18 protein-coding genes are annotated in these 22,080 nt (G+C 59.9%); 4 read left to right on the top strand and 14 right to left on the bottom strand.

The window, feature by feature from the left end; all coding sequences use genetic code 11:
* Positions 1-86: 86 nt before the first annotated feature.
* Positions 87-530: a type II 3-dehydroquinate dehydratase gene (aroQ, locus tag DOM36_RS01980; protein WP_075570267.1), complete on the bottom strand. Its 444-nt coding sequence runs from the start codon at positions 528-530 to the stop codon at positions 87-89.
* Positions 531-713: 183 nt separating this feature from the next.
* Positions 714-2,810, bottom strand: coding sequence for a protein-disulfide reductase DsbD (gene dsbD / locus DOM36_RS01975; RefSeq protein ID WP_232823701.1), 2,097 nt, complete (start codon positions 2,808-2,810; stop codon positions 714-716).
* A gap of 405 nt (positions 2,811-3,215) precedes the next feature.
* On the opposite strand from dsbD, the gene DOM36_RS01970 reads away from it, so the two are divergent.
* The gene (locus tag DOM36_RS01970) at positions 3,216-4,247 is read left to right on the top strand and encodes a DUF2333 family protein (protein WP_110640964.1); all 1,032 of its coding nucleotides are present in this window, start codon (positions 3,216-3,218) and stop codon (positions 4,245-4,247) included.
* Between the two features lie 154 nt (positions 4,248-4,401).
* On the opposite strand, the gene ppa is transcribed toward DOM36_RS01970, so the two are convergent.
* Positions 4,402-4,944: an inorganic diphosphatase gene (ppa, locus tag DOM36_RS01965; RefSeq protein WP_110640962.1), complete on the bottom strand. Its 543-nt coding sequence runs from the start codon at positions 4,942-4,944 to the stop codon at positions 4,402-4,404.
* 193 nt (positions 4,945-5,137) lie between these two features.
* On the opposite strand from ppa, the gene DOM36_RS01960 reads away from it, so the two are divergent.
* Entirely contained in the window at positions 5,138-6,856 is a 1,719-nt protein-coding gene (locus DOM36_RS01960) for a bifunctional protein-serine/threonine kinase/phosphatase (RefSeq protein ID WP_075570263.1), read from the top strand.
* A 109-nt stretch (positions 6,857-6,965) separates the two neighbouring features.
* Here DOM36_RS01960 and DOM36_RS01955 read toward each other — a convergent pair whose 3' ends face one another.
* The 9 genes from DOM36_RS01955 to DOM36_RS01915 all read right to left on the bottom strand — a co-directional run bounded on the left by DOM36_RS01955 (position 6,966) and on the right by DOM36_RS01915 (position 16,381).
* Positions 6,966-8,249 (bottom strand): TRAP transporter large permease, encoded by a 1,284-nt coding sequence (locus DOM36_RS01955; RefSeq protein WP_075570262.1) that lies wholly within the window; start codon positions 8,247-8,249, stop codon positions 6,966-6,968.
* Positions 8,246-8,887, bottom strand: a complete 642-nt coding sequence (locus DOM36_RS01950; RefSeq protein WP_075570261.1) for a TRAP transporter small permease — start codon at positions 8,885-8,887, stop codon at positions 8,246-8,248. The genes DOM36_RS01955 and DOM36_RS01950 overlap by 4 nt, the downstream gene beginning before the upstream one ends.
* A gap of 11 nt (positions 8,888-8,898) precedes the next feature.
* Positions 8,899-9,876 (bottom strand): TRAP transporter substrate-binding protein, encoded by a 978-nt coding sequence (locus DOM36_RS01945; protein ID WP_198651177.1) that lies wholly within the window; start codon positions 9,874-9,876, stop codon positions 8,899-8,901.
* A 533-nt stretch (positions 9,877-10,409) separates the two neighbouring features.
* Complete coding sequence (locus DOM36_RS01940) at positions 10,410-11,234, bottom strand: CoA ester lyase (RefSeq protein ID WP_110640958.1); 825 nt, start codon at positions 11,232-11,234, stop codon at positions 10,410-10,412.
* A gap of 58 nt (positions 11,235-11,292) precedes the next feature.
* Positions 11,293-12,492, bottom strand: coding sequence for a CaiB/BaiF CoA-transferase family protein (locus tag DOM36_RS01935; protein ID WP_110640956.1), 1,200 nt, complete (start codon positions 12,490-12,492; stop codon positions 11,293-11,295).
* Between the two features lie 49 nt (positions 12,493-12,541).
* Positions 12,542-13,918 (bottom strand): MmgE/PrpD family protein, encoded by a 1,377-nt coding sequence (locus DOM36_RS01930; RefSeq protein WP_110640954.1) that lies wholly within the window; start codon positions 13,916-13,918, stop codon positions 12,542-12,544.
* Entirely contained in the window at positions 13,915-14,310 is a 396-nt protein-coding gene (locus DOM36_RS01925) for a VOC family protein (protein ID WP_110640952.1), read from the bottom strand. Before DOM36_RS01925 ends, DOM36_RS01930 begins: the two co-directional genes overlap by 4 nt.
* Before the next feature lie 8 nt (positions 14,311-14,318).
* Positions 14,319-15,518: an acyl-CoA dehydrogenase family protein gene (locus DOM36_RS01920; RefSeq protein ID WP_110640950.1), complete on the bottom strand. Its 1,200-nt coding sequence runs from the start codon at positions 15,516-15,518 to the stop codon at positions 14,319-14,321.
* Positions 15,515-16,381, bottom strand: a complete 867-nt coding sequence (locus DOM36_RS01915) for a MaoC family dehydratase N-terminal domain-containing protein (protein WP_232823700.1) — start codon at positions 16,379-16,381, stop codon at positions 15,515-15,517. The genes DOM36_RS01920 and DOM36_RS01915 overlap by 4 nt, the downstream gene beginning before the upstream one ends.
* A gap of 385 nt (positions 16,382-16,766) precedes the next feature.
* Here DOM36_RS01915 and DOM36_RS01910 point away from each other — a divergent pair, with 385 nt between their 5' ends.
* Together DOM36_RS01910 and DOM36_RS01905 are read left to right on the top strand one after the other, a co-directional pair.
* A complete protein-coding gene (locus tag DOM36_RS01910; protein WP_110640948.1) occupies positions 16,767-17,687 on the top strand; it encodes an SUMF1/EgtB/PvdO family nonheme iron enzyme in 921 nt (306 codons plus the stop codon).
* Positions 17,688-17,822: 135 nt separating this feature from the next.
* Positions 17,823-18,743, top strand: a complete 921-nt coding sequence (locus DOM36_RS01905; protein ID WP_110640945.1) for an SUMF1/EgtB/PvdO family nonheme iron enzyme — start codon at positions 17,823-17,825, stop codon at positions 18,741-18,743.
* A gap of 41 nt (positions 18,744-18,784) precedes the next feature.
* On the opposite strand, the gene DOM36_RS01900 is transcribed toward DOM36_RS01905, so the two are convergent.
* Together DOM36_RS01900 and DOM36_RS01895 are read right to left on the bottom strand one after the other, a co-directional pair.
* Positions 18,785-21,151: a hypothetical protein gene (locus DOM36_RS01900; RefSeq protein WP_110640943.1), complete on the bottom strand. Its 2,367-nt coding sequence runs from the start codon at positions 21,149-21,151 to the stop codon at positions 18,785-18,787.
* A partial coding sequence (locus tag DOM36_RS01895; RefSeq protein WP_232823699.1) for a DUF2345 domain-containing protein occupies positions 21,148-22,080 on the bottom strand: 933 nt, incomplete at its 5' end. The genes DOM36_RS01900 and DOM36_RS01895, both read right to left, overlap by 4 nt.

Genomic DNA, 22,080 nt, shown 5'->3' with positions numbered 1-22,080 from the left:
ACGGTGAAAATGGGAGGTGAGAATCGAATACGACAGCTGAATGTGATGAGCCGTATCGATGACCGCCCGCTGACGAATGATGCGGATCATCCCTGCTTCAGCTGCGTGAGCGCGGCATCCAGCGCCAGTTCATAGCTGTCGGCGCCGAACCCGGCGATGACGCCCCGCGCGACGTCGGTAAAATAGGAATGAGCGCGAAACGGCTCACGCGCATGCACGTTGGAAAGGTGCAGCTCGATGAACGGGATGGCAACCCCGGTCAGCGCATCGCGCAGGGCGACGCTGGTATGGGTGAATGCGGCCGGGTTGAGCAGGATGAAATCGACGTTCTCCTGCCGCGCCCGATGCACGCGCTCGACCAGCTCATGCTCCGCGTTGGACTGCAGCCATTCCAGCTGATGTCCGGCGCTCAGAGCCCGTTCGGTCAAGCGAATCCGGATGTCCTCGAGGGTGGTCGTACCATAGACCTCAGGTTCTCGCGTGCCGAGCAGATTGAGGTTGGGACCATTGAGAACCAGGAGTCTAGCCATGACCGTCCTTGCGCTGTTAACCCTTGCGTAGATTGTCGAGATCGCGTCACTTTACTGCAAGATGGCGTCTCGACGCCCCGTTTTCGTTGACATCGAAGTTTGCCGAAAAATACTGAGAGTGTCCACCCTGACCATCGAACAATGTTCGGTAACACGCGGCCGGAAACCGCGAGCCGACAACCGCTAACTCGATCCCCGTATCAGCCGCTGCACCTTTTCCAGGTGCTCTATCAGCGCCTGAGAGTCGACCTCACCTTGGATGCGAGCACGTTTCAGCTCTTTGCCGTCATTGAAGAACAGCAGTCCCGGTGGCCCGAACAGACCGAAATGCTCGAGCAGCTCTCTGCTGGTGGCGGCATCCTGAGTCACGTCGGCGCGAATCAACGTGAAGTCCGTCAGACGTTCGGCGACGGCCGGTTCGGGAAATACGGTCCGTTCCATGATCTTGCACGAGATGCACCAGTCGGCGCTGACATCGACCATTGCCGGACGTCCGGCTGCACGTGCCGACGCCAGTGCCGCCTCGAGCTGGTCGAGACGGGTAACGGTCTGAAAGGTCAAGCCGGAAGCCTCTGAGGTGACCCCGGCGCTTGGCCTCGCGAGCGGTCGCAGCGGGTTGCTGCTGCCTTGCGCGGCGCCCCAGATCATCGCCGCGCCCCATACCAGCAGTACCCACCCGCCGGTCTGGCGCAACAGCTGCCAGCCGCGGGGTTTGCGCTCCAGCGCGGCGGGGGCAGACGTGGATCGAAGCGCGGCATCGGGTGCTGAACTGGACCGAAACGCGGTGTCGGGCGCTGAAACAGACCGCAGCGGTCCCAGCGCCAGCGCGCAACCCAGCGTCAGCGCGCCCCACAATAGCAAGGCGGCCGGCGCTGGCAGCAGACGCTCGATCAGCCAGATCGCGACGCCCAGCAGCATCACGCCGAACACGGCCTTGACGCCATTCATCCAGGCCCCGGTGCGGGGCAGCCACTGCCCACCGAAGGTCCCCACCACGATCAGCGGTATGCCCATGCCCAACCCCAGCGAGAGTAGTGCCAGGGCGCCGCCCAACATGTCACCGGTAGACGAGATGAAGACCAGTGCGCCCGCCAGCGGCGCGGAAACGCAGGGTGAAACGACCAGCACCGACAGCGCCCCGGCAACGGCAAGGCCCGAGGGACCGCTGCGCCGCAGGCGATCTTGCCAGGCATTGACACGCTGGCTGAGCCCGCCGGGCAGGCGCAGATCGAACGCGCCAAACATCGCCATCGCGAAGAGCACGAACAGCAGGGCGAAAGGGACCAGTACCCAGCCGGATTGGAGTCGGGCCTGAAGATTGAGCGAGGCCCCGAAGACGCCCATCAATGTGCCCAGTAGCGTGAACGTCACGGCCATGCCGGCGACGTAGCTCGCCGATAGCACCAGCGCGCGTCCGTGCCGAGCGTTCTGCCCCACGATGATGGAGGTCAGAATCGGCAACATCGGCAGTACGCAGGGCGTGAAGGTCAGTCCCAGTCCAGCGAGAAGGAATAGCCCTAGCGTGCCGAGGCCGATGCCCTCACCGAGCCGAGAGTGAAACCGACGATCGGCATCGGCGGCAAATGGCGGCGCGGCTTCGGCCACCGGGGGCATCGGCTTGCTCGCAGGCGCCAGGGACGTATCGTCAGTGGCGACTGCATTGGAGAGCGGTTTGTCAGCGTCCGAGGCGGAAAAGGGATCGCGGTTGTCTTCGACGCCAGGCACGGACGAGACGATCGGCGACGCCTCGGCGTCATCACTGGCGTCCGTGTACGCAGCGGGCGGCGGGCCGGCCCTGGCGGTCAGCGCCCAGTGTTCGGGAGGGTAGCAGAGCCCCGCAACGGCGCAGCCCTGGAAAGAGAGCGTGACCGGTATCGATGTCTTGGGATCGAAATCGGCACCGTCGGGTAGCGGTGCGCTGATCTCGACCTGATCATGGAAGACGTGGACGTCGCCCAGATACGGGTCTTGCTTGAACTCGCCGGGCGGGATCTGAAGCGCGCCGAATGCGATCCCGGGCTGGCGGCTTTCCAGTCCGAAACGATGACGATAGAGATAGTAGCCGGGCTTACTGCGCATGCCGACGTAGACGCGTTCATCGTCATGCCAGGCATAGGCGTGAAAGGCTCGGTCGACCGGCAGGAACTCGTTGTCAACGCTGGTGGAAAACGCGGAGTCCTGGTTCGAGGAGGAGAAAATGTCCTGAGCCTGAGCCTGGGATAGCACTGCCAGCAGGCAGCAACCGATCGCCAATAGCCATCCAGGGAAGCGTGATTTCAAAACATGAATTCCTGACAACAGTGAATGCGCGGGCCTGACGAGAATGACGCGACGGCGAGGCTGACGATGTCACCCATCTTCATATCTGCACGCACTCGCGTTTGCGTGACCGCCGGCGGCTGTCTGCCTGACGACGCCACCCCTGTGATCGCATTGATGCTGAAAAGTGCCGCAATGACAATGCAGTAGGCCGGTATACAGCGAAAGGCGGGCTGCGTGTGAAGGGGAGCATGATAGGATAGAGTCAAACCTTTCCCAACTCCGTTTCCGTCAACGTCGACGCTATTGGCGGGTTGTTCACGACCGATTCGCACAATCGATTGGCATGACGGATTATCTCGACTGGCTGTCACACCCGGTTCTCGTCACCGGTTCTCACAATCTGAGCAATCACAAGGATCGTCCATGGCCCTGTTTCGCAAAAAGGCGCCGCTATCGCGGACCGAGGTTCTCGAAACGCCACAATACGGCTGGATCTGGAAGCCGCTGGTGGCGCTGGTCGTCGTCTATCTGCTGGTCTGCATCATTCTGGGTATCTGGTGGAGCTGGACGCCAGCGCCTACCGATCCCAGGCAGGCGGTCGAGATGCAGCGCGGTTTTCCGCAGACGGTGGATACCGGCAGTGAGGCGCAGTCGACGGTCGTACCGGGCGAGGCGATTCTTGCCACCAACATCGCGATTCTCGATACGCTGCTCAACAAGCCGGGCGGCTACCTGCGCAACGATGTGATGCCGCCGGGACTTTGGCTCGACAACATGCCCAACTGGGAGGCCGGCGTCACCCAGCAGGTTCGTGATGCGGTGGCGATGCTGAACGATTCACTGAGCGTGGGAACGGCACCGTTGAATCAGGCCAACGAGTCATTGGGCGGGGATCTCAAGAGCTGGCGTTGGCCGGCTTCCGAAACCGTACTGCTCGCCGCGCGCAACAATCTCGGTGAAGCCTTTAACGCCCTGGAGAACGCCGCCGGGCCGGATGCGCCGAATCAGGATGCCGCGGCCTCGACCGAGCCACCCGCTGCGCCGGATGCCTCGGCGCTGTCCGACTGGCTGGCACAGGTCCAGCAGCGCCTGGAGACGCAGACTCGGCAGCTGGCTGCCAATGTCGGCCAGTCGCCGAATGGCGATCAGCAGACCGACAGTACGCCCTGGCCGCGAATCGACAACGTGTTCTTCGAGGCGCGGGGTACCACCTGGGCGCTGGCGCAGTTGATGCAGGCCGCCCGAATCGATTTCGCCGATGCCATCGACGGCAGTGGGGCCGGTGCCGATTTCGATCAACTGGTCGCGGAACTGACCAGCTCTCAGGCACAGGTCTGGAGCCCGGTGATCCTCAACGGCTCCGGTTTCGGGCTGTTCGCCAATCACTCTCTGATGATGGCAAATTATACGGTGCGGGCATCGCAGCTCGTCGAGAAGATTCGTCATCAGCTATGAGCGTGATCTGATCGCGCTGTCTCGGGTCAGAACGCGAAGACGCCGCCCCGGTCTGGATGCCGGGGCGGCGTCGTACTGTGAAGCCTATACCTGCCTATGAAGCCCAGACCTTCAAGCCTGGACCCGGGAGATGCAGAAGATATCGGCTCTCTATCTATACCTTCGCTTTTTCGTTTTGGTAGGCATTGACGGACTTCTCGATGGCCTTGCGAGCCGCATCGGCGCCATCCCACGAGTCGATCTTGACCCACTTGCCTTTCTCGAGATCCTTGTAGTTCTCGAAGAAATGCGCGATTTGCTGACGCAGCAGCTCGGGCAGGTCAGTGACTTCATGCACGTCGTCGTAGAGAGAGCTCAGTTTCTGGTGGGGTACGCAAACCAGTTTGGCATCTTCACCGGCTTCGTCGGACATGTTCAGAACGCCCACCGGGCGCGCACGAATCACGCTGCCGGGCTGGACCGGGTAGGGCGTCACGACCAGCGCATCGAGCGGGTCGCCGTCGTCGGCCAGAGTGTTCGGGATGAAACCGTAGTTGGCCGGGTAGAACATCGGGGTGGCCATGAACCGGTCGACGACCAGCGCGTCCATTTCCTTGTCGATTTCATACTTGATCGGCGCGTGGTTGGCGGGAATCTCGATCGCCACGTACACGTCGTTGGGGAGATCCTTTCCGGCGGGAATCTTGTTGAAACTCATCGTTGAGTCCTTGCGGTTTGCAGGTTGAACACCAGCGGGCGAAAATCCGGGGAATTATACGAACAGGCTAGGCCGATTACCAATCCGGGTGGCGATCCGTCGCGTGACCTACGGGACGGCCGACACCGTTTGCGGTCGTGAGTGGGAGACTGCCTGATCACCCGCCGTTCGTCGATCCATGGGGAGAAACTCGTTGTCGAAAAGCTCGCTGTCACTGACCTACGGTCAGGCCTTCGTCGCGCCGGATCTGCATCGCCATCGCAGCTCGATGTCCGTGCAGATCCCGCAGGGCGAGCAATTGGTTTCCAAGGGTGGCTGTGCGTTGATCAGCGACTCTACCTGGCGCAACTCGATCGCCAAGCAGGCCGGCGATCTCAGCGTGCGCGGTTTCCTGGCCGATTACTACTCGACGCCGGAGCACTGGGACGTCAAGACTTCCGCTACTCGGGTGCTGCGCGCCTTGAACAGCTGGTGCCATAGTCAGAGCGGTTACATCGAGGGCGGAAGCTACATCTGCTCGCTATCGGCGATGATCTTCCATCAGCACGAGGCGCACCTCTTCCACATGGGCGATACGCTGGTCTATCGCATCCGAGGCGCCGAATTCGAGCAGCTGACGCGAGATCACGTCACCGATCTCGGTGGCTATCGATATCCCTCGCGGGCGCTGGGGATGGACGGCCATGTCGATATCGACTATTCCAGTTTTGCGCTCAAGCAGGGCGATCTGTTCCTGTTCATGACCCAGGCGGTTCGTGGCACGCTGGTGCCCTCGGAGTACGTGCAACTGATCCGTGCCGATGTCAGCGATCTCGACGCCGCCTGCGAACGGCTGGCCGAGGCGGCCAACCAGCGGGCCATCGAACGGGGATACAACGCCAACCAGTTCTGCTTCCAGCTGGTTCGGGTCGATCGACTGTCGGATGGCGAACCGAACGAGCAGCCGCGGGTCTTTCACCACCTGCCGGTACCGCCGGAGCTGGCGAAAGGCGAACGCCTCGATGGGCTGGAGGTCGTGGAAATACTGTCGCGCACCGCCAAGGCTCGACTCTACCGTGTGCGGGACGTCCGCAGCGGGCGCGACATGGTGATGAAGGCCCCGAGTCCGGAACTCTCGACGCGTAACGTCTATCTCGAACATTTCGGCTTGCAGCAGTGGGTCGTCGAACGGGTCAACTCCCCGTTCGTGGTCAAGGTGATGGAACCGGCGAGACCCCGCCGCTATCTCTATTATCTGATGAGCTACGTCGATGGCGAGACGCTGACCGAGTGGTTGGGAAGACACCCCCAGACCAGTCTGGAACAGCGGCTCGACATCGCGCGTCAGCTGGTCAAGGCAGTGCAGGCGCTGCATCGTCACGACGTCCTGCATCAGCATATCCATCCCGACAATATCCTGATCGACCGCCACGGCAATCTGCTGCTGACCGATTTCGGGGCCTGCCACAAGCGCGAAGGCGATGCCCTGGGCGAGGCACGCCAGCTGGCTCGTCAGGTCGGGCTGACCGAACACAGCGCGCCGGAGTACGCGCTGGATACCGAAGTCGGCCGGCGCAGCGACCAGTATTCGCTGGCCTCCATCGTCTACTGGATGCTCACCGGACACCTGCCTTACACCCTGCTACCCAATCACCTGCGCAGCCACACCGATCTGGAGCAGATGACCTACCGTCGCGCGCAGCTGAGCAATCCCGCGATCAGCGGCGATCTCGACGATGCGCTGCGGCGCTCGCTCGATCCGCTGCGGGCGCTGCGGTTCCGTCGCCTTACCGAGCTTGCCTATCATCTGCGACCGGTGCCAAAGGGAGAAGACGAGCATCGTCGTCCGCCTTGGCGGGAGCCCGCGAACGTGTGGCAGGCCATTGCCACCGTACTGCTGCTGCTGTTGATTCTGTCCTGGTGGTTGAAGTAGCGAAGGTCGAAAGTCCCACTGCTCATCTTTGCCGAGACTTGGGTAAACGAAAGAGGGCGCCCTGATGGCGCCCTCGGTAGTGGGTGGTACGGGATCCTCGTCTTGCCGACTAGGGCATGCCTAGCCAGTTGGGCAATCCCAGCGACAGGAAAGGCACATAGGTCACCAGCAGCAGGAAACCGAGCAGCAGGAAGAGCCATGGCGTTGCCGCCCGGATCGTGCGTGTCAGCGGCATGCCGGTGACGGCGGAAGCCACGAACAGGTTCAAGCCTACCGGTGGCGTGACCAGGCCGATCTCCATGTTGACGACCATGATGATGCCGAAATGGATCGGGTCGATGCCGAGCTGTACGGCGACCGGGAACAGGATGGGCGCCAGGATCAGGATGATCGCCGACGGTTCCATGAAAGATCCCGCCACCAGCAACACGATATTTACCACCAGCAGGAAGGTGATTGGCGAGAAGCCCTGTTCGACCACCCACGCCGTGATCGTCTGCGGGATCTGCTCGGTGGTCAGCACGTGGGCGAACAGCATCGCATTGGCGATGATGAACATCAGCACCACCGACAGCTTGGCGGCATCGAGCAACACACCCGGACACTGCTTGAGGGTGATGTCCCGATAGACGAACAGCGCGACGAAGCCGGCGTAGACCGCGGCCACGGCGGCGGCTTCGGTCGGGGTGAAGAACCCGCCGTAGATGCCGCCGAGCACGATCACGATGGTGAGAAGCCCCCAGCTGGCCTTGCGAGCGGTGGCGAAAAACTCACCGACCGTGGGGCGTGGCAGGGCGGGCATCTTCTTGATCCGTGCGACGATGTAGATCGCCACCATCAGGATCAGACCCAGCAGCAATCCTGGCACGATACCGGCAACGAAGATCTTGCCGACGGAGCTTTCCGTCACCGTGGCGTAGACCACCATCACGATCGATGGCGGAATCAGGATGCCAAGGGTGCCCGCGTTACAGACGATGCCGGTACCGAAATCCTTGGTGTAGCCGGATCGCGTCATCCCCGCGATGACCACCGAGCCTACCGCTGCCACGGTTGCCGGAGACGAGCCGGAGAGCGCCGCGAACATCACGCAGGAGAGCACGGAAGCGATCGCCAGGCCGCCGCGGATATGGCCGACACAGGCGTTGGCGAAGTTGATCAGGCGTCTCGCCACGCCGCCGCTGGTCATGAAGGCGCCGGCGAGGATGAAGAACGGAATCGCCAGCAGCGTGTAGTGCTCGGATGTCTCGAACAGCTTGATCGCCAGCGAGCTCAGCGAGTCCTGACTGAACAGCATGATGGTCAGCGAACTGGCGATACCCAGCGAGAAGGCGATCGGCACGTTGAGGAAGAGCAGGCCGAACAGCACCACGAACAGGAAGACGATGGTCATGGCGACTTCTCCTCGTTACCGGCTTCATCCTGGAGTTTCAACGCGTCGGTGGATTCGTTGCTCAACTCCAGCGTGATCTGCTCACCGCGCAGCATGCGTATCAGTACTTCGATCAGTCGTATCAGCACCAGCGTAAAGCCGATCGGCACGATGATCGTGATATGCCACTGCAGAACGCCATACTGGTCGAGGTCCTCGGCACCGATGCGCGCATGCATGAGCGCCTGCACCCAGCTGTAGCTGGAAACCGCGAACAGCGCCGTATAGGCGATACAGATCAGACACGTCAGAATGCCGACGCCCCGCTGCAGGCGTTCGGGCAACAGCCTGACGATAAGATCGACACCGATATTGGCGCCGATGCGCACGATATAGGCGATACCCAGGAAGATCAGCCAGGCGAAGCACGCTTTGGTCAAGGCGATGCTCCAGGTCATTTCCTGGGCGAGATCGATGATGAAATCACCGATCGCGAAGAGCGGCGTTTCCGCGAAGGGAAACAGGTCCGCTGCATCGTAGAAGACGGTATAGAGATTGTTGACCATCACGTAACTGAAGGTCACCAGGGTCATGAGGGCGAGAAGGAAGGCCACCAGGCCCTCCTCCAGATGCGCCCAGGCACGCAGGAAACGTGTCATGTTCGGCTCGGTTACTGGCTAGTTTCGGACTGGGTGGCGTCGGACTGATTGGCGCTTTCGGCAGCCTTGATCAAGTCCTCACCGATGTCACCCTGGAATTTCTCCCATACCGGGCGAACTGCTTCACGCCACTCTTCACGCTGCTCGGGGGTCAGCTGAATGATTTCGCTGGTGCCGGCATCGACGATCGACTGCTTGGCTTCCTGGTTGAGATCGTAGGCCTGCTTGTTCACCTTTTCGGTGACGTCGACGAGGATATCTTCCAGCTGGCTGCGAATGTCATCCGGCAGCCCGTTCCAGAAGTCGGCGTTGGTGATTACCATGTAGTCGATGATGCCGTGGTTGGACTCGGTGATGTACGGCTGCACCTCGTGCATCTTCTGGCTATAGATGTTCGACCAGGTGTTTTCCTGACCGTTGACCACGCCGGTCTGCAGCGCCTGGTACACCTCGCCGAAACTCATCTTGCGGGGAACGGCGCGAAGCTCCTTGAACTGCTCGTCGAGCACGTCGGAAGCCTGCACGCGGAACTTGAGACCGCGGGCATCCTTGGGTTCGCGCAGCGGCTTGTTGGCAGAAAGCTGTTTCATGCCGTTGTGCCAATAGGCCAGACCCTGGATGTTGCGATCCTGCATAGAGTCGAGCAGGCCCTGCCCGTCGTCGGAGTGCTGGAAGCGGTCGACGGCGTTGATATCGTCGAACAGGAACGGCAGATCATAGAGCTGCAGGCTAGGGCTGTACTGTTCGAACTTGGCGAGCGACGGCGCCAGCATCTGCACGTCGCCCAGCAGCAGCGCTTCCATCTCCTTGCCATCGCCATAGAGCGACGAGTTGGGATAGACCTCGACTTTGACTCTGTCGCCCAACTTCTCCTTCACTTCCTCGGCGAACATCTTCGCGCCCTGGCCTTTGGGCGTATTCTCGGCCACGACGTGGGAGAATTTGATGACGATGGGATCCTGCGCCTGAGCGCCAGCAACGCCACCCATCAGGATGGCTACCCCGATAGCGCCAACCACTGTTTTTGGATTGATGAGAGACATGGCATTTCACTCCTGAGTTTGTTCTGTCGTCTTGGCGTCTTTGAAGGCGCCTTATTGGCGATGCCAGGCTGAGTATGCGGAGAATTACGCCAACTCGTATATTCAACCTTCGGTGGGAGTAACACCGTTGAGTCGGGGTAAACTGATGCCTCTAAATGGTTTAAAAAGTTTAAAAAGTCGAAATAAGATTGCTCGATATCCCCCTGTTTGATGGTTGATCGAAAGTATTAAATCCATTAAAAACAACCGGTAAGTTAGGTTTTGGATCGACGGAAAGACGGCAATCGAACGATTGTCGTCGATATAATCATGGAATGGGTCGGCAACGAGAATCGAAAATATTCTGTCAGGTTGAGCCGCTGGAAACACGTACCGTGACAGAAGTTAACTTTTGCTCATGCTTTCATGAACGGCATTTCGGCTCTGGGCACGCGAAAGCTGAGGCGCCATACCCACTCAGCCTTCGGCAATGCCCATCTTCAGCCTCGTTCTGCGCTGGCAACGAGTCGGCGGGCACGCTCCATGACCGGTGCATCGATCATCTGACCATCGATCTGGCCGGCGCCAGCGTCTTGCTCGGCGGCTTCGATCACCCGCGTCGCCCAGGCCAGCTGATCGGCAGTCGGCAGGAAAGCGTCGTTGACGACGGCGACCTGACGCGGATGAATGCAGAGCATGCCACCGAAGCCCATCTCGACCGCGCGTCTGGCTGCCCGTTCGATGACGCCCATGTCGCGAAATTCGGGATGAACGGTCTCGATAGGGGGCGCGAGCCCAGCCAGGCGCGATTGCACGATGATCTGATAGCGCGCCTGGTTCAGCATCCAATCCCCGCCTTCGCTACCTGGCTCGATACCCAGGTCCAGGCCGAGATCCAGCGCGCCGAAGCTCAACTGGCGAACACCCGGGAATCGAGCGAGCTCGGGCAGTGCCTGCAATCCACAGGCACTCTCGATCAACGGCATCAGCGCGACTCCACGGGCGCCTGCCTCGGCCAGCGCGTCGGCACTCTCCGCCTTGGGTACCACGAGACCGGCGATGCCCGACCGGCCATGGCACAGCGCCAGATCTTCGGCGAAATCGTTCGTATCGGCAGCGTTGATCCTGACCCAGATCGCGTCATCCGGCGCGCCCTCGAGAAAAGCGCTCAGCGCACGCCGTGCCTCGGGCTTGGCCTCTGGCGCTACCGCATCTTCCAGATCCACGATCACGATATCGGCACCGCTGGCCAGCGCCTTGGGAATGCGCTCGGGCCGATTGGCCGGCACGAACAGCGCCGAGCGGGGCGGAGTGGGGGAAGTCATGGGCGCTTTTCCTCGCATGATCGAATGGGATGAAGGGGCGTCGAATCGAAAGATATGGTCAGATCGTACCGGCTTGGCGCAGCGTGTCCACGTCTTCGACGGCGTACCCCAACTGCTCGAGAATGGCTTCGCTGTGTTCGCCGAGCGCGGGGACGGCATCCATGCGAGGCTCGTACGCCATGTTGCGTCCGGGCGGCAACGCGGCCGGCACCTTCCCGCCGGGCGTCATCACCTCGCGCCAGCGGTCTCGGGCCGCCAACTGCGGATGGTTCCACACGCCGGCCATGTCATTGACGTGAGCGTTGGCAATCTGGGCATGATCGAGTCGCGCGATCACCTGCTCCGCCGTGAGTTCGGCAAAGACCGTATCGATCAGTGCGCGCAGAGAGGCGCGATTCTCCGAACGCTTGAAGTTGGCATCGAAGCGTTCGTCCGTGGCCAGTGCCGGCTGCTCCATGACCTTCTCGCAGAACAGCTGCCATTCGCGTTCGTTCTGCAAGCCGAGCATGACGGTGCCGCCGTCGCCGGTAGGGAAGGGGCCATAGGGATAGATCGTGGAGTGGGAGGCGCCAGCCCGAGGCGGTGGGGTCGCGCCATCGAACGCGTAATACATTGGATAGCCCATCCACTCGACCAGGCTCTCCAGCATCGAGACGTCGATGTGCGAGCCTTCGCCGGTCCGCCCACGCAGCAGCAGCGCCGAGAGAATATTGCTGTAGGCGTACATGCCGGCGGCGATGTCGGCGACCGAACAGCCTGCCTTGGCCATCGCATCCGGTTCGGGTCCACCGGTGACGGAGAGAAAGCCCGCCTCGCTCTGGATCAACAGATCGTAGGCCTTCTTGGTCTCAAAGGGTCCGCCCTCGCCGTAACCGGAGATATCGCAAACGATCAGACGCGGGAATCGCCCATGCAGCGTGTCGAAGCCGAGGCCCATGCGAGCGGCGGCACCGGGGGCCAGATTCTGCACCAGCACATCGGCTTCCGCGAGCAAGTCGTCGAGGATCGGCTCGGCAGCCTCATGTTTCAAATTGAGCGTCAGGCTCTCCTTCGATCGGTTGGTCCAGACGAAATGCGAGGAGAGGCCGTGGACGCGCTTGTCATAGCCGCGAGCAAAGTCGCCGACACCTGGGCGCTCGATCTTGATGACCCGGGCGCCCTGATCGGCAAGTTGTCGCGTACAGAAAGGGGCGGCGATGGCATGCTCGAGGCTGACCACGGTAATGCCATCCAGGGGGCGAGGGGGTTGAGCAGTCATGTCAGATCCTGTTCGAAAAACGGAGATTCGGCGCGGACCGGGAGTCGGCTCACAGTAACGGCTCGAGGCGTGTCACCGCCGCCAGATTCCAGGCATGGGCGATCAGCTTGATGACTTCGTCGTCAGTGGCCGCGCCCGAAAACGTGACGAGACGGCGAAACTTCGCTTCCAGCTCGTCCCGGCTCAGGGTATTGCCCGGGTCGCCCTTGGGTTCGTCGATCGCGGCGCTCAACCGTCGGCCGTCGCGGGTCGTGATCTCGACACGGCCCAGCCAGCGCCGGGGATAGGCCGCATCCACCTCCGAGTCCAATTGCATTGTCACGCGTTGAGCAAAGGCAGCGACGGCCGCGTCCTGGAGGGCGTGGTCGCGAAAGCTGGCCAGGCCGGCATCGCCATGTACGGCAATGAGCCCCAGCACGCTACCCATCGAAAACTTGGCCTGATGGATAGTGCGCGGATCGACCACGGGGCCGAGCACGTCGATCGCGGCCTGGTGGACTTTCGCGGTGACGGTTTCGATGTCGTCGTGGGTCAGCGCCTCTCGCTGCATCAATGCCAGCAGGGCGTCCGCTGCCGGGTGCGTATGCCGGCAGGAGGCGTGAAACTTGAACGAGGTCTCGACCAGCGCCCAGCGTTCGCCGAGTCGGTCCGTCAGCCGGCTCGGGTCGGCATCGGTGGACATTCCCGCAGCCATCCCTTGTGGCCCGTCGAGGATATGCCGGGCACCGGTCAGACCGCTTTGGGTCATGTAGGCGGCAACAATACCGTCGGAAGCGGCCTTGGCCGTGTGCAGCTGCTTGGAGTCGGCAGCGTCGCGCAGGAATTCCCACAGCCCTGCAGCCTGAGTACCGGCGTTGCCGAGCAGATTCACGAAACCGTCGGTGTCGAGTTCCATCAGCTTGCCTGCGGCCACCGCGGCGGCCAGCGTCCCGGCGGTGCCGGTGGTATGAAAGACACGGTAATGAGAGCGGCCCAGAAATTCGCCGATCCGAATTCCCGCTTCGTAACCGGCCACGGCGGCAGTGATCAGATCCCGGCCACTGCTGCCCAGATCCTGGGCGGTCGCCAGCGCGGCGGGGAAGACCACGGTGGCGGGGTGCAGCACTGAGCTGTTGTGCAGATCATCCTGCTCGACCACGTGCGACGCGGCGGCGTTGACCAGCGCGGCGAAATGCGGCGAGGTCATGCGGCGATCGGTCAGTTGCTGACAGCCGCCGTCGCTGGGCCCCATGAGCTTGCTGTACTGCTCGAACAGCGGGATCGGCGCGTGATTCCTGCCGGCCAGCGCCGAGCCCAGCCAGTCCAGATAGTAGGCCTGGCAGCGCTCGACCACGTGTCGCGGTATCCGGGCGTAACTGAGTTCAGCCAGGAAGCCTGCCAGTTCACGTGTTGGATCACGGGTTTGATCATGGACCAGGTCATTCATCGCGGACGCTCCTCGATTCGATTGGCGATCTCGATCAGGTTGTCGTCGGGGTCGCGGACATAGACGGACCGGATCGGGCCGGTGGCGCCGGTCCGATCCACCGGACCTTCGATGATCGTGATGTCTTCCCCGGCCAGATGAAGGATCACCTGTTCCAGCGGTGTCTCGCTCAGAAAGCACAGGTCCGCCGAGCCGGGCATGGGATGGCTGGCCTTGGGCTCGAATTCGCGACTGTGACGATGCAGGTTGATCTTCTGCTCGCCGAAGCTGAGTGCGACCCGGCCTTCGCCGAAGACGACGCGCTCCATGCCGAGGGCGCGGACGTAGAAATCGCAGGTGACGTCGATATCGGCCACCGTCAGCACCAGGTGGTCCAGCCGTGAAATCTTCATGGGCAACCTCAGAACGAGCGTGGCAGGTCGAGCAAGTGCTCGGCCACGTAGGAGAGAATCAGGTTGGTGGAGATCGGGGCGACCTGATAGAGGCGCGTCTCGCGGAACTTGCGCTCGACATCGTACTCGGTGGCGAAGCCGAAGCCGCCGTGGGTCTGCAGGCAGACGTTGGCCGCCTCCCACGAGGCCTTGGCCGCCAGATACTTGGCCATGTTGGCGCTGGCCCCGGCCGGCAGGCCCGCATCGAACGCCTGGCAGGCGCGCCAGCGCATCAGATCGGCGGCTTCCACCTCGATATGCGCCTCGGCGATAGGGAACTGCACGCCCTGATTCTGGCCGATCGGTCGGTCGAAGACGACGCGCTCGTTGGCGTAACGGCTGGCCTTGTCGATGAACCAGCGGCCGTCGCCGATGCACTCCGCCGCGATCAGGGTGCGCTCGGCATTGAGCCCATCGAGAATGTAACGGAATCCCTTGCCTTCCTCGCCGATCAGGCTATCCGCCGGCAGCTCGAGATTGTCGAAGAACAGCTCGTTGGTCTCGTGTCCGACCATGTTGTCAATCGGCTGGACCGTCATGCCATTGTCGATTGCCTGGTGCAGGTCGACCAGGAAGATCGACATTCCTTCGGATTTGCGCTTGACCTCGGCCAGCGGGGTGGTGCGGGCGAGCAGAATCATCAGATCAGAGTGCTGGATGCGCGAGATCCACACCTTCTGGCCATTGATCACGTACTTGTCGCCGCGCTTGACCGCCGTGGTCTTGATCTTGGTGGTGTCGGTGCCGGTAGTGGGCTCGGTGACGCCCATCGACTGCAGGCGCAATTCGCCGCTGGCGAGCTTGGGCAGGATCTCGGCCTTCTGGGCGGCGCTGCCGTGCTTGAGCAGTGTCGCCATGTTGTACATCTGGCCGTGGACGAAGCCGGCGTTGCCGCCGCAACGATTGACCTCCTCGAGAATCACGCTGGCCTCGGTCAGGCCCAGGCCGGAGCCGCCGAACTCCTCGGGGATCATCGCACCGAGCCAGCCGGCTCCGGTCAGCTCGGTCACGAACTTCTCTGGGAAGCCCTCGGTTCTGTCGATGTGGCGCCAGTATTCGCCATCGTACTGCTGGCACAGGCTGCGCACGCCGTCGCGGATCGCTTCCAGCGCCTCATGGTCGACAGGGGCTTGGTTGATAGAGGCTTGGTCGATAAGGTCGAGACTCATGATCGAGACTCCTGATCTTCAGTGTCCTTGAATTCCACCGTGGCACGATGGGCCGGCCCGTCTTCGTTGCCGGCGGTCAGCTCGGCGATGCCGTCATCCACGATGCGCCCCGTCGTCTGAAACGGCTTGTCGGCGATCAGCGGGCGCAGGCCGCGATAGTGCATGCTGGTTGGGCGCGCCTGGGGATTCGCCTCGCAGAATGCCTGCAGTTGCAGCGTGGCGATCAGCGGCCCATGCACCACTAACCCCGGATAGCCCTCGGTATCGGTGACATAGGGCCAGTCGTAATGGATACGGTGGCCGTTGAAAGTGACTGCCGAGTAACGGAACAGCAGCACCGGATCGGGATCGATGGTCTGCGACCAGCCGGCTTCCGGCATCGGCTCGTCGAGTGAGAGTCTGGGTGGCGCTGGCTGGCGGTAGACGATGTCCTGCGCTTCGCGGATGGCGAGTTCGCCGGCCTGGGAATAGTCGTGCTGCACGGTCACGAACAGCAGCGAGCCGGTACGACCGTGTTTCTCCTGAATATCGGTCACGGTGGAGACGCGTTGGGCCTTGATGCCCACCTTCAGCGATTGGAGAAACTCGACACGTCCGCCGGCCCACATCCGATTGCGATCCTCCGCTGGCGGTAGAAAACCGCCGCGGGTCGGGTGACCATCGCCGCCAAGCTGTGCACCAGGAAGCGGGTTCTGGAAGAAAGCCCAGTGCCACAATGGCGGCAACGGCTCGCGGGGGGCGGGGCAGGGTTTGCCGAAAGTCGCGGCGACGCGGGATACCAGGGCGCTATCGATATGATCCGTGCTTTGTTCCCGGTTGCCGATCCAGCGTTCCAGCGCGTTGCTGGGCATGTTGTCGGACATCGAACGATCCACCCGTCTCGGTAAGGTACCGGCAGCATGGCCGGAGTCGATGAGCGGGGAAATCTGTCTTTCCTGGCAGGGGGCTTTGGTTTCGCTGAATACGACTTTGGTCTGCGGTGCCTGGATGACCTGTGGTCACCATGGAATCAGCACAGCGGATTTAGATAGCGCTTGGCACAGGTACACGCCTGAACCGTCGTCTCTTCGACCAGAGATTCTTGAGGGTTTCGTCTACGCCGCTAGTCTGATATGGCACAATAAAGTCTGGAGAGGGTGTGGTAGTGTCCTGACGGTCGGAAGTCTTTGCAATTTATAGTTTCGCAGTTTCATATGCCGCTTAATGTGACACAACCATCTTTAGCAGATTGCCAGGTGTAAAGTGGTTATGAAACCTTTGTTGACATTAGTGGCCATATCATCGCTTGCGCTGATGGCATACGGGCAAAGCAACGCTGATTCGGAAAAACAGCAGGCGTTCGATGCGTTGATTAAGAAGACGAAAGACGAGCTCGTTCGTGTCGAGGGTGGCACCTTCCAGATGGGTGACTTCGGGCCGATCGACCCCAACCTGAAAGGCAGCGACAAAGGGCTGCCCTATAGCGCGGATCAAGACAACAAGCCGTTGCATGAGGTCACGCTGGATACGTTCTATATGTCGCCGACCAAAGTGACATACGCCGACTACGATGTTTACACCGAGGCTACGGGCAAAGATAAGATCAACAGCACCAGCGAATTCGAGATGCAGTTCCGCCAGGATAATGTCCCCGCGGGTGTCGACTGGTATCAGGCCAAGGATTATTGCAATTGGCTTGCCAAGGAAACCTCACTTCCCTTTGCCCTTCCGACAGAGGCGCAATGGGAGTATGCGGCGCGTTCGGGTGGCAAGTTTATACCTTATGGTACTAGTACGGGGACCCTTGAGAAGGGGGGAAGTATTCCAACAAGTGATGATGTAGACAAGGTAACCCAAACGGGAATAAGGAGTAATATTGCCCCCTATCCAGTAAGGCTTTATCCGCCCAACAAACTTGGGTTTTACCAAATGGGGGATAATGGGTACGAATGGGTTGCTGATTGGTACCAATTTGATTACTACCAGAGGTCACCTGAGCAGAATCCGAAAGGGCCAGATGACGGTGGCGAAAAGGTTGTTAGAGGGTTGCCTCGCGGTAATGGCATGGGAGGAAGATTGACAATGGAGCGCTATCATGCTCTTCCAGATATTGAAAAAAATGACATTGCTATTATATATATTTTTCGCTGTGCATTGAATGGTGGCAGCATGAGAGTTAAAGATGGCTGAACGCAGTGTCAAATTATGGTATGTAGGGTGCGAGTGAAAGTCTTGAGATTGGTCTGTGCATGATCGACAAGGAACTCGTACGGCGAGTGACGTGCGGAGCGTGGTCACCAAAATTTTTGCAAAAAGGAATTATCTATGAAGCCTCGGTTTGTTCTGGTGGCACTATCGACCTTGAGTTTGGTTGCCTGTGGTGATGGTCAGGCTGACTCTAAAAACCAGCAGGCTGTCGATGCGCTGATCAAGAAGACGAAAGACGAGCTTGTCCGTGTCGAGGGTGGCACCTTCCAGATGGGTGATTTCGGGCCGATCGATCCCAATCTGAAAGGCAGCGACAAGGGGCTGCCCTACAGCGCCGATCAGGACAACAAGCCGCTGCATGAGGTCACGCTGGATACGTTCTACATGTCGCCAACCAAAGTGACCTACGCCGATTACGATGTCTATACCCAGGCAACCGGCAAAGACAAGATCAATAGCACCAACGAGTTCGAGATGCAGTTCCGACAGGACAACGTCCCTGCTGGCGTGGATTGGTATCAGGCCAAGGATTATTGCGATTGGCTTGCCAAGGAAACCTCACTTCCCTTTGCCCTTCCGACAGAGGCGCAATGGGAGTATGCGGCGCGTTCGGGTGGCAAGTTTATACCTTATGGCACTAGTACAGGAACGCTAGAGAAAGGGAAAAGCATTCCTACCGAGGAGGATGTAAGTAAGGCTACAAATGCAGGAGATTTGACTAGTGCAGCACCATATCCAGTCAAGTTATACCCTCCGAACCCGCTTGGTCTCTATCAGATGGGAGATAATGGATATGCTTGGGTTTTAGATTGGTATCAGGCTGGTTATTATCATGATTCTCCTAAAAATAACCCTCAAGGACCGATGCAAGGAGAGGATAAGGTTGTCAGAGGGCTGCCCCATGGTGAGGGCTGGGGTGGGTCATTAACGATGGAGCGCTATCATCGGAAACCTGATTTGATTGCCTCGGATGGTGATAAGGAAACAGCGGCACCATACACGTTTCGTTGTGTGGTCAACGCGAAAGCAGTCAAGTAGTTTTGTAGGAGGCATTGAAATATGCCTCCTGTATTTAAGTATCAAGCGATCGAGGTCCTATTGGTGTGGCTAGGGAGGCATATAGCTTCGGTGGTGTTGTTGCAGGGGGTGTAGAAGCCCGGTGCTACACGCTCCTCTACCTGAGTAAAGTACTCTTCAACTCTATTTCTGACTAAGCGTCCTCCTTTTGGGGCTTCGCCTGGGAGATCGTTGTATATGTTGCGTAGATCGTTGTCATAATCACTAGTGGTGAAGCGGCCTTCAAATAGCGAGTCGCGGTCATTTTCGCCTGCATTGAGGAACTCGTACACTCTCTTTTCCCCTTCTTTTCTTCGGGCTGTTTTTTCTCCTGTCGGAATGTCTTCTGCACTAATTGCGGGAGTTACTCTCTGCATGACGCAGTCAAATTCTGCTCTTGATTGAACCCATTCAAATACTCGAATGATTGCCCTCTTTCGGCTGGGTAGAATGCCTGCCCTAATAAGGTCGTCGTATGTTAGGTCGTAGTTTCTGTGATCCGCACGATCAATCAAGCTTGCGTCTGTTAGCAAATATAGCAAAGCTCCTTTCGCTTCCGGTGTGGTATATTTTAGCATGTCGGGATCTGAGTTTATTCTAGATGTTAGCGCGCCTCGATTTAAGCTTTTAGATACGCTGGCGTCTATTTTTTCGTAGACCTCTTTTGCCTGTAGGCTTATTTCTGCGTAAGTTTTGTTGAGGGCCTCTTCGAGTTGTTCCTCAGCGGTTATGGCCAAGTAGATTATATTTGATATTGTCGAAAAGGCTTGCGCTCCGACGAAGTCGAGTTTCCGGTAATTTACATGGCGAAGTTGGTAGGCCACCCATTTAATAAACTCCGCCACCAGGCTGGCATCGATTTCTCCCGATACCTTTCCCTTGGCGCCAACCCCCCAGCAGAAGCCGGCTTTGGCCATAAATTTAAATTTCCCCCTTTCATAAGTGATGTTTAGACCACCTTCAAGGCCGGCACCGGCTTGTACGGTGCCTTGCGGAGCCAGCTTGCCGAAAGGACGGAACTCATCGACCTCGGGGTTTTTCCATTCGATTTGGCCAGTAATCGTGCAACTCATTTCGGCGCCGACAAAAGCACGAATCTGATTGCCCGAGTCGCTGTCTTCTTCCTCCTTCGTCGACATATCTATTCGCTGCATGCCGGGCAGGGTTTGGGAGTCCAGGGTGCCGCGGGTACCTACCGTCCTGCCACCGGGCCGACTGAGATCGGCATCGATATTCAGCTCGGCGGCAATGCTGGCGCCTATACCTCCCTCTGTCACCATGATCATATGAGAGCGAATCATGCCCAAATCGATCAGCTGCGTTGGCTTGGACTTCTTGTCATCATCATTTGTCTCTGCGGTCTCCGCGTTCTCTGCATCCGCCGTCGATTCCTCCGAAGCAGATTTTCTCAACGGTAATTGGAAGGCCATGATGTAACCACCAGGCGGCTCGTAGCAGTGGATTTCACTCTTCGCCTGCGCCAGCATCAGTTCGGCATGCCCGGTGGCTTTGATCGAGCCGCTCATCTGGTAGGGGTTGGCATTGACAGAGATACCGCCAGCGCCATAGGCCCAACGCATCAGTTGCGCCTCGTTGTTGAGCGTGACCTTGGCCGAACCCGTCTGATGCTCGTTCGCAGGGGCATCTCCACCGGCGATCTGTAGATTGCGGTTGGTGGCCTGGCTCCAGTGGAAGAGTTCCTTCTCCTGGTCCTCCAGTGCCAGCCAGCCGTCGATCCAAGGCTTTTCTCCGGAGAGTCTGCTTCTCAGCTCCTGAAGCTGGCCTCGTAGCGCTTCCCAATCGACCTGGCCACTGGTATTGACGATATCCGTGTGGCCGCTGCTGGATAGCGGATAGCGCTCCCAGTCGGGTGATATCTTCTCCGCGCGCACGTATCCCATGCGAAACCCGGCGTCTGAGGCGCTGCATCCGCGACGCTGTAGCGCCACCAACTCCACAATGTTATTACTCGGGTCTTCAAGACTCGTCAGGGAGTCGACAACCTCGTTGAGCTTGGCATTGGCCTGGTTGAGCCGGCTCTGGGCGAGCTGGACTTGCAGCCCGACGCTGCCCCGGTTGCCCACACCACCGGCGGCTTCGATATGGGGGCGCTCGTCTTCGTTATAGTAACTACCGTGGACATAGGCGATATATCGGTCTTGCCACTGCTTAAGGTTCGCCATGGCACGTTGCTGCTCTTCTACCAGTGCCTCGAGCGTTGTCATTTCCGTATTGAACTCGGGCATCGCCTCACGGGGCACCAGGAGGAGGATGTTGGTCCCGGTCAGGTAGAAAAGCTGATCGGCTGGGTCGTTGGAAGCCTGGGCGCCATCCGCGCATAGGCGGGTCTGGGCTTGGCCGTGAGTTTCGGTGTGTGAGGAGCTGCTCATGACAGAATGCCTTCCGCTGCATCATCGAAGCGATCGAGTATCGTGACTTTCAACTGCTCCGGCTTACGAGTCAGGATCTTCTGAGTTTTACCTTCGGCATCGGCGCGGCCTTCGACAACCTGACCCTCGGCCGTCTCAACGCGATAGCTGGCGTATGGCAGAATTTTTCCCGAACGTTTGTCACTCAAAGTGAAATACTGCTCATAGGGGCCTTGCGATTCAGGTAGTGGATCGAAGGCCATGGGCATGCTCTTCGGCCCACCGAAGTTGTGCTGCGCCCCCTTGAGATCCGCGGCACCCGGGCAGTGGACCTCGATATTGCCGCCCTCGATGCGGATATAGCCGCCGCCACTCTGCAGCAGGATGCCGTTCTCGGCATTGATTTCGATGCGGCCTTCTGTGGAGGTCACCTTGACGCCTTTCTCCGCGGTAAAGGCCATTTCGCCATCCTGCGCCTGGATGTCCACCTTGCCCCGGGCCGCGAACAACTTGATGCCCGCCTTCTGCACGAACAGCGACAGCTTCTCGGAGATCGACGCCACCAGGCTCTTGCCGGTGGCGATGTTGACGTCTTCGCCGCTGGAGAGACTCAGCGAGCGGCCCTGGGCCAGGTGGGTCGATTCCGGGGTGCTCAGGGTGATGCCGGCCGGCGAGGCCATGTGCAGCCAGGAGGCTTTCATGCGTGCCGCTTCGCCGCGGCCGCCGCTGTCGGAGGCGCCACGGGCGTTGCTCTGATCAGCATCCGAAAGCTGTTCGCTATTGCCGTAGCGGTCGTCGGCGTCTTCACCCGCCTGCTTGAGGTTCGTCCGGCTGTCGAGGGCGTCGGCGTTGTGGTCCGCCGCACTCTGGCTGAGGCTGTCGGAGAGGTGATAGGCGCTGTCGAGCTGCTGTCGTGCCGGCGTCAAATCGAGCTGATCGCCGCTGGCACC

Origin of the sequence: Salinicola sp. CPA57, from assembly GCF_003206035.1 — a bacterium.
Taxonomy (GTDB): Bacteria; Pseudomonadota; Gammaproteobacteria; order Pseudomonadales; family Halomonadaceae; genus Salinicola; species Salinicola socius.
Note: the sequence above shows the minus strand (reverse complement) of the source record. Positions and strands in the feature narration are given on the sequence as shown.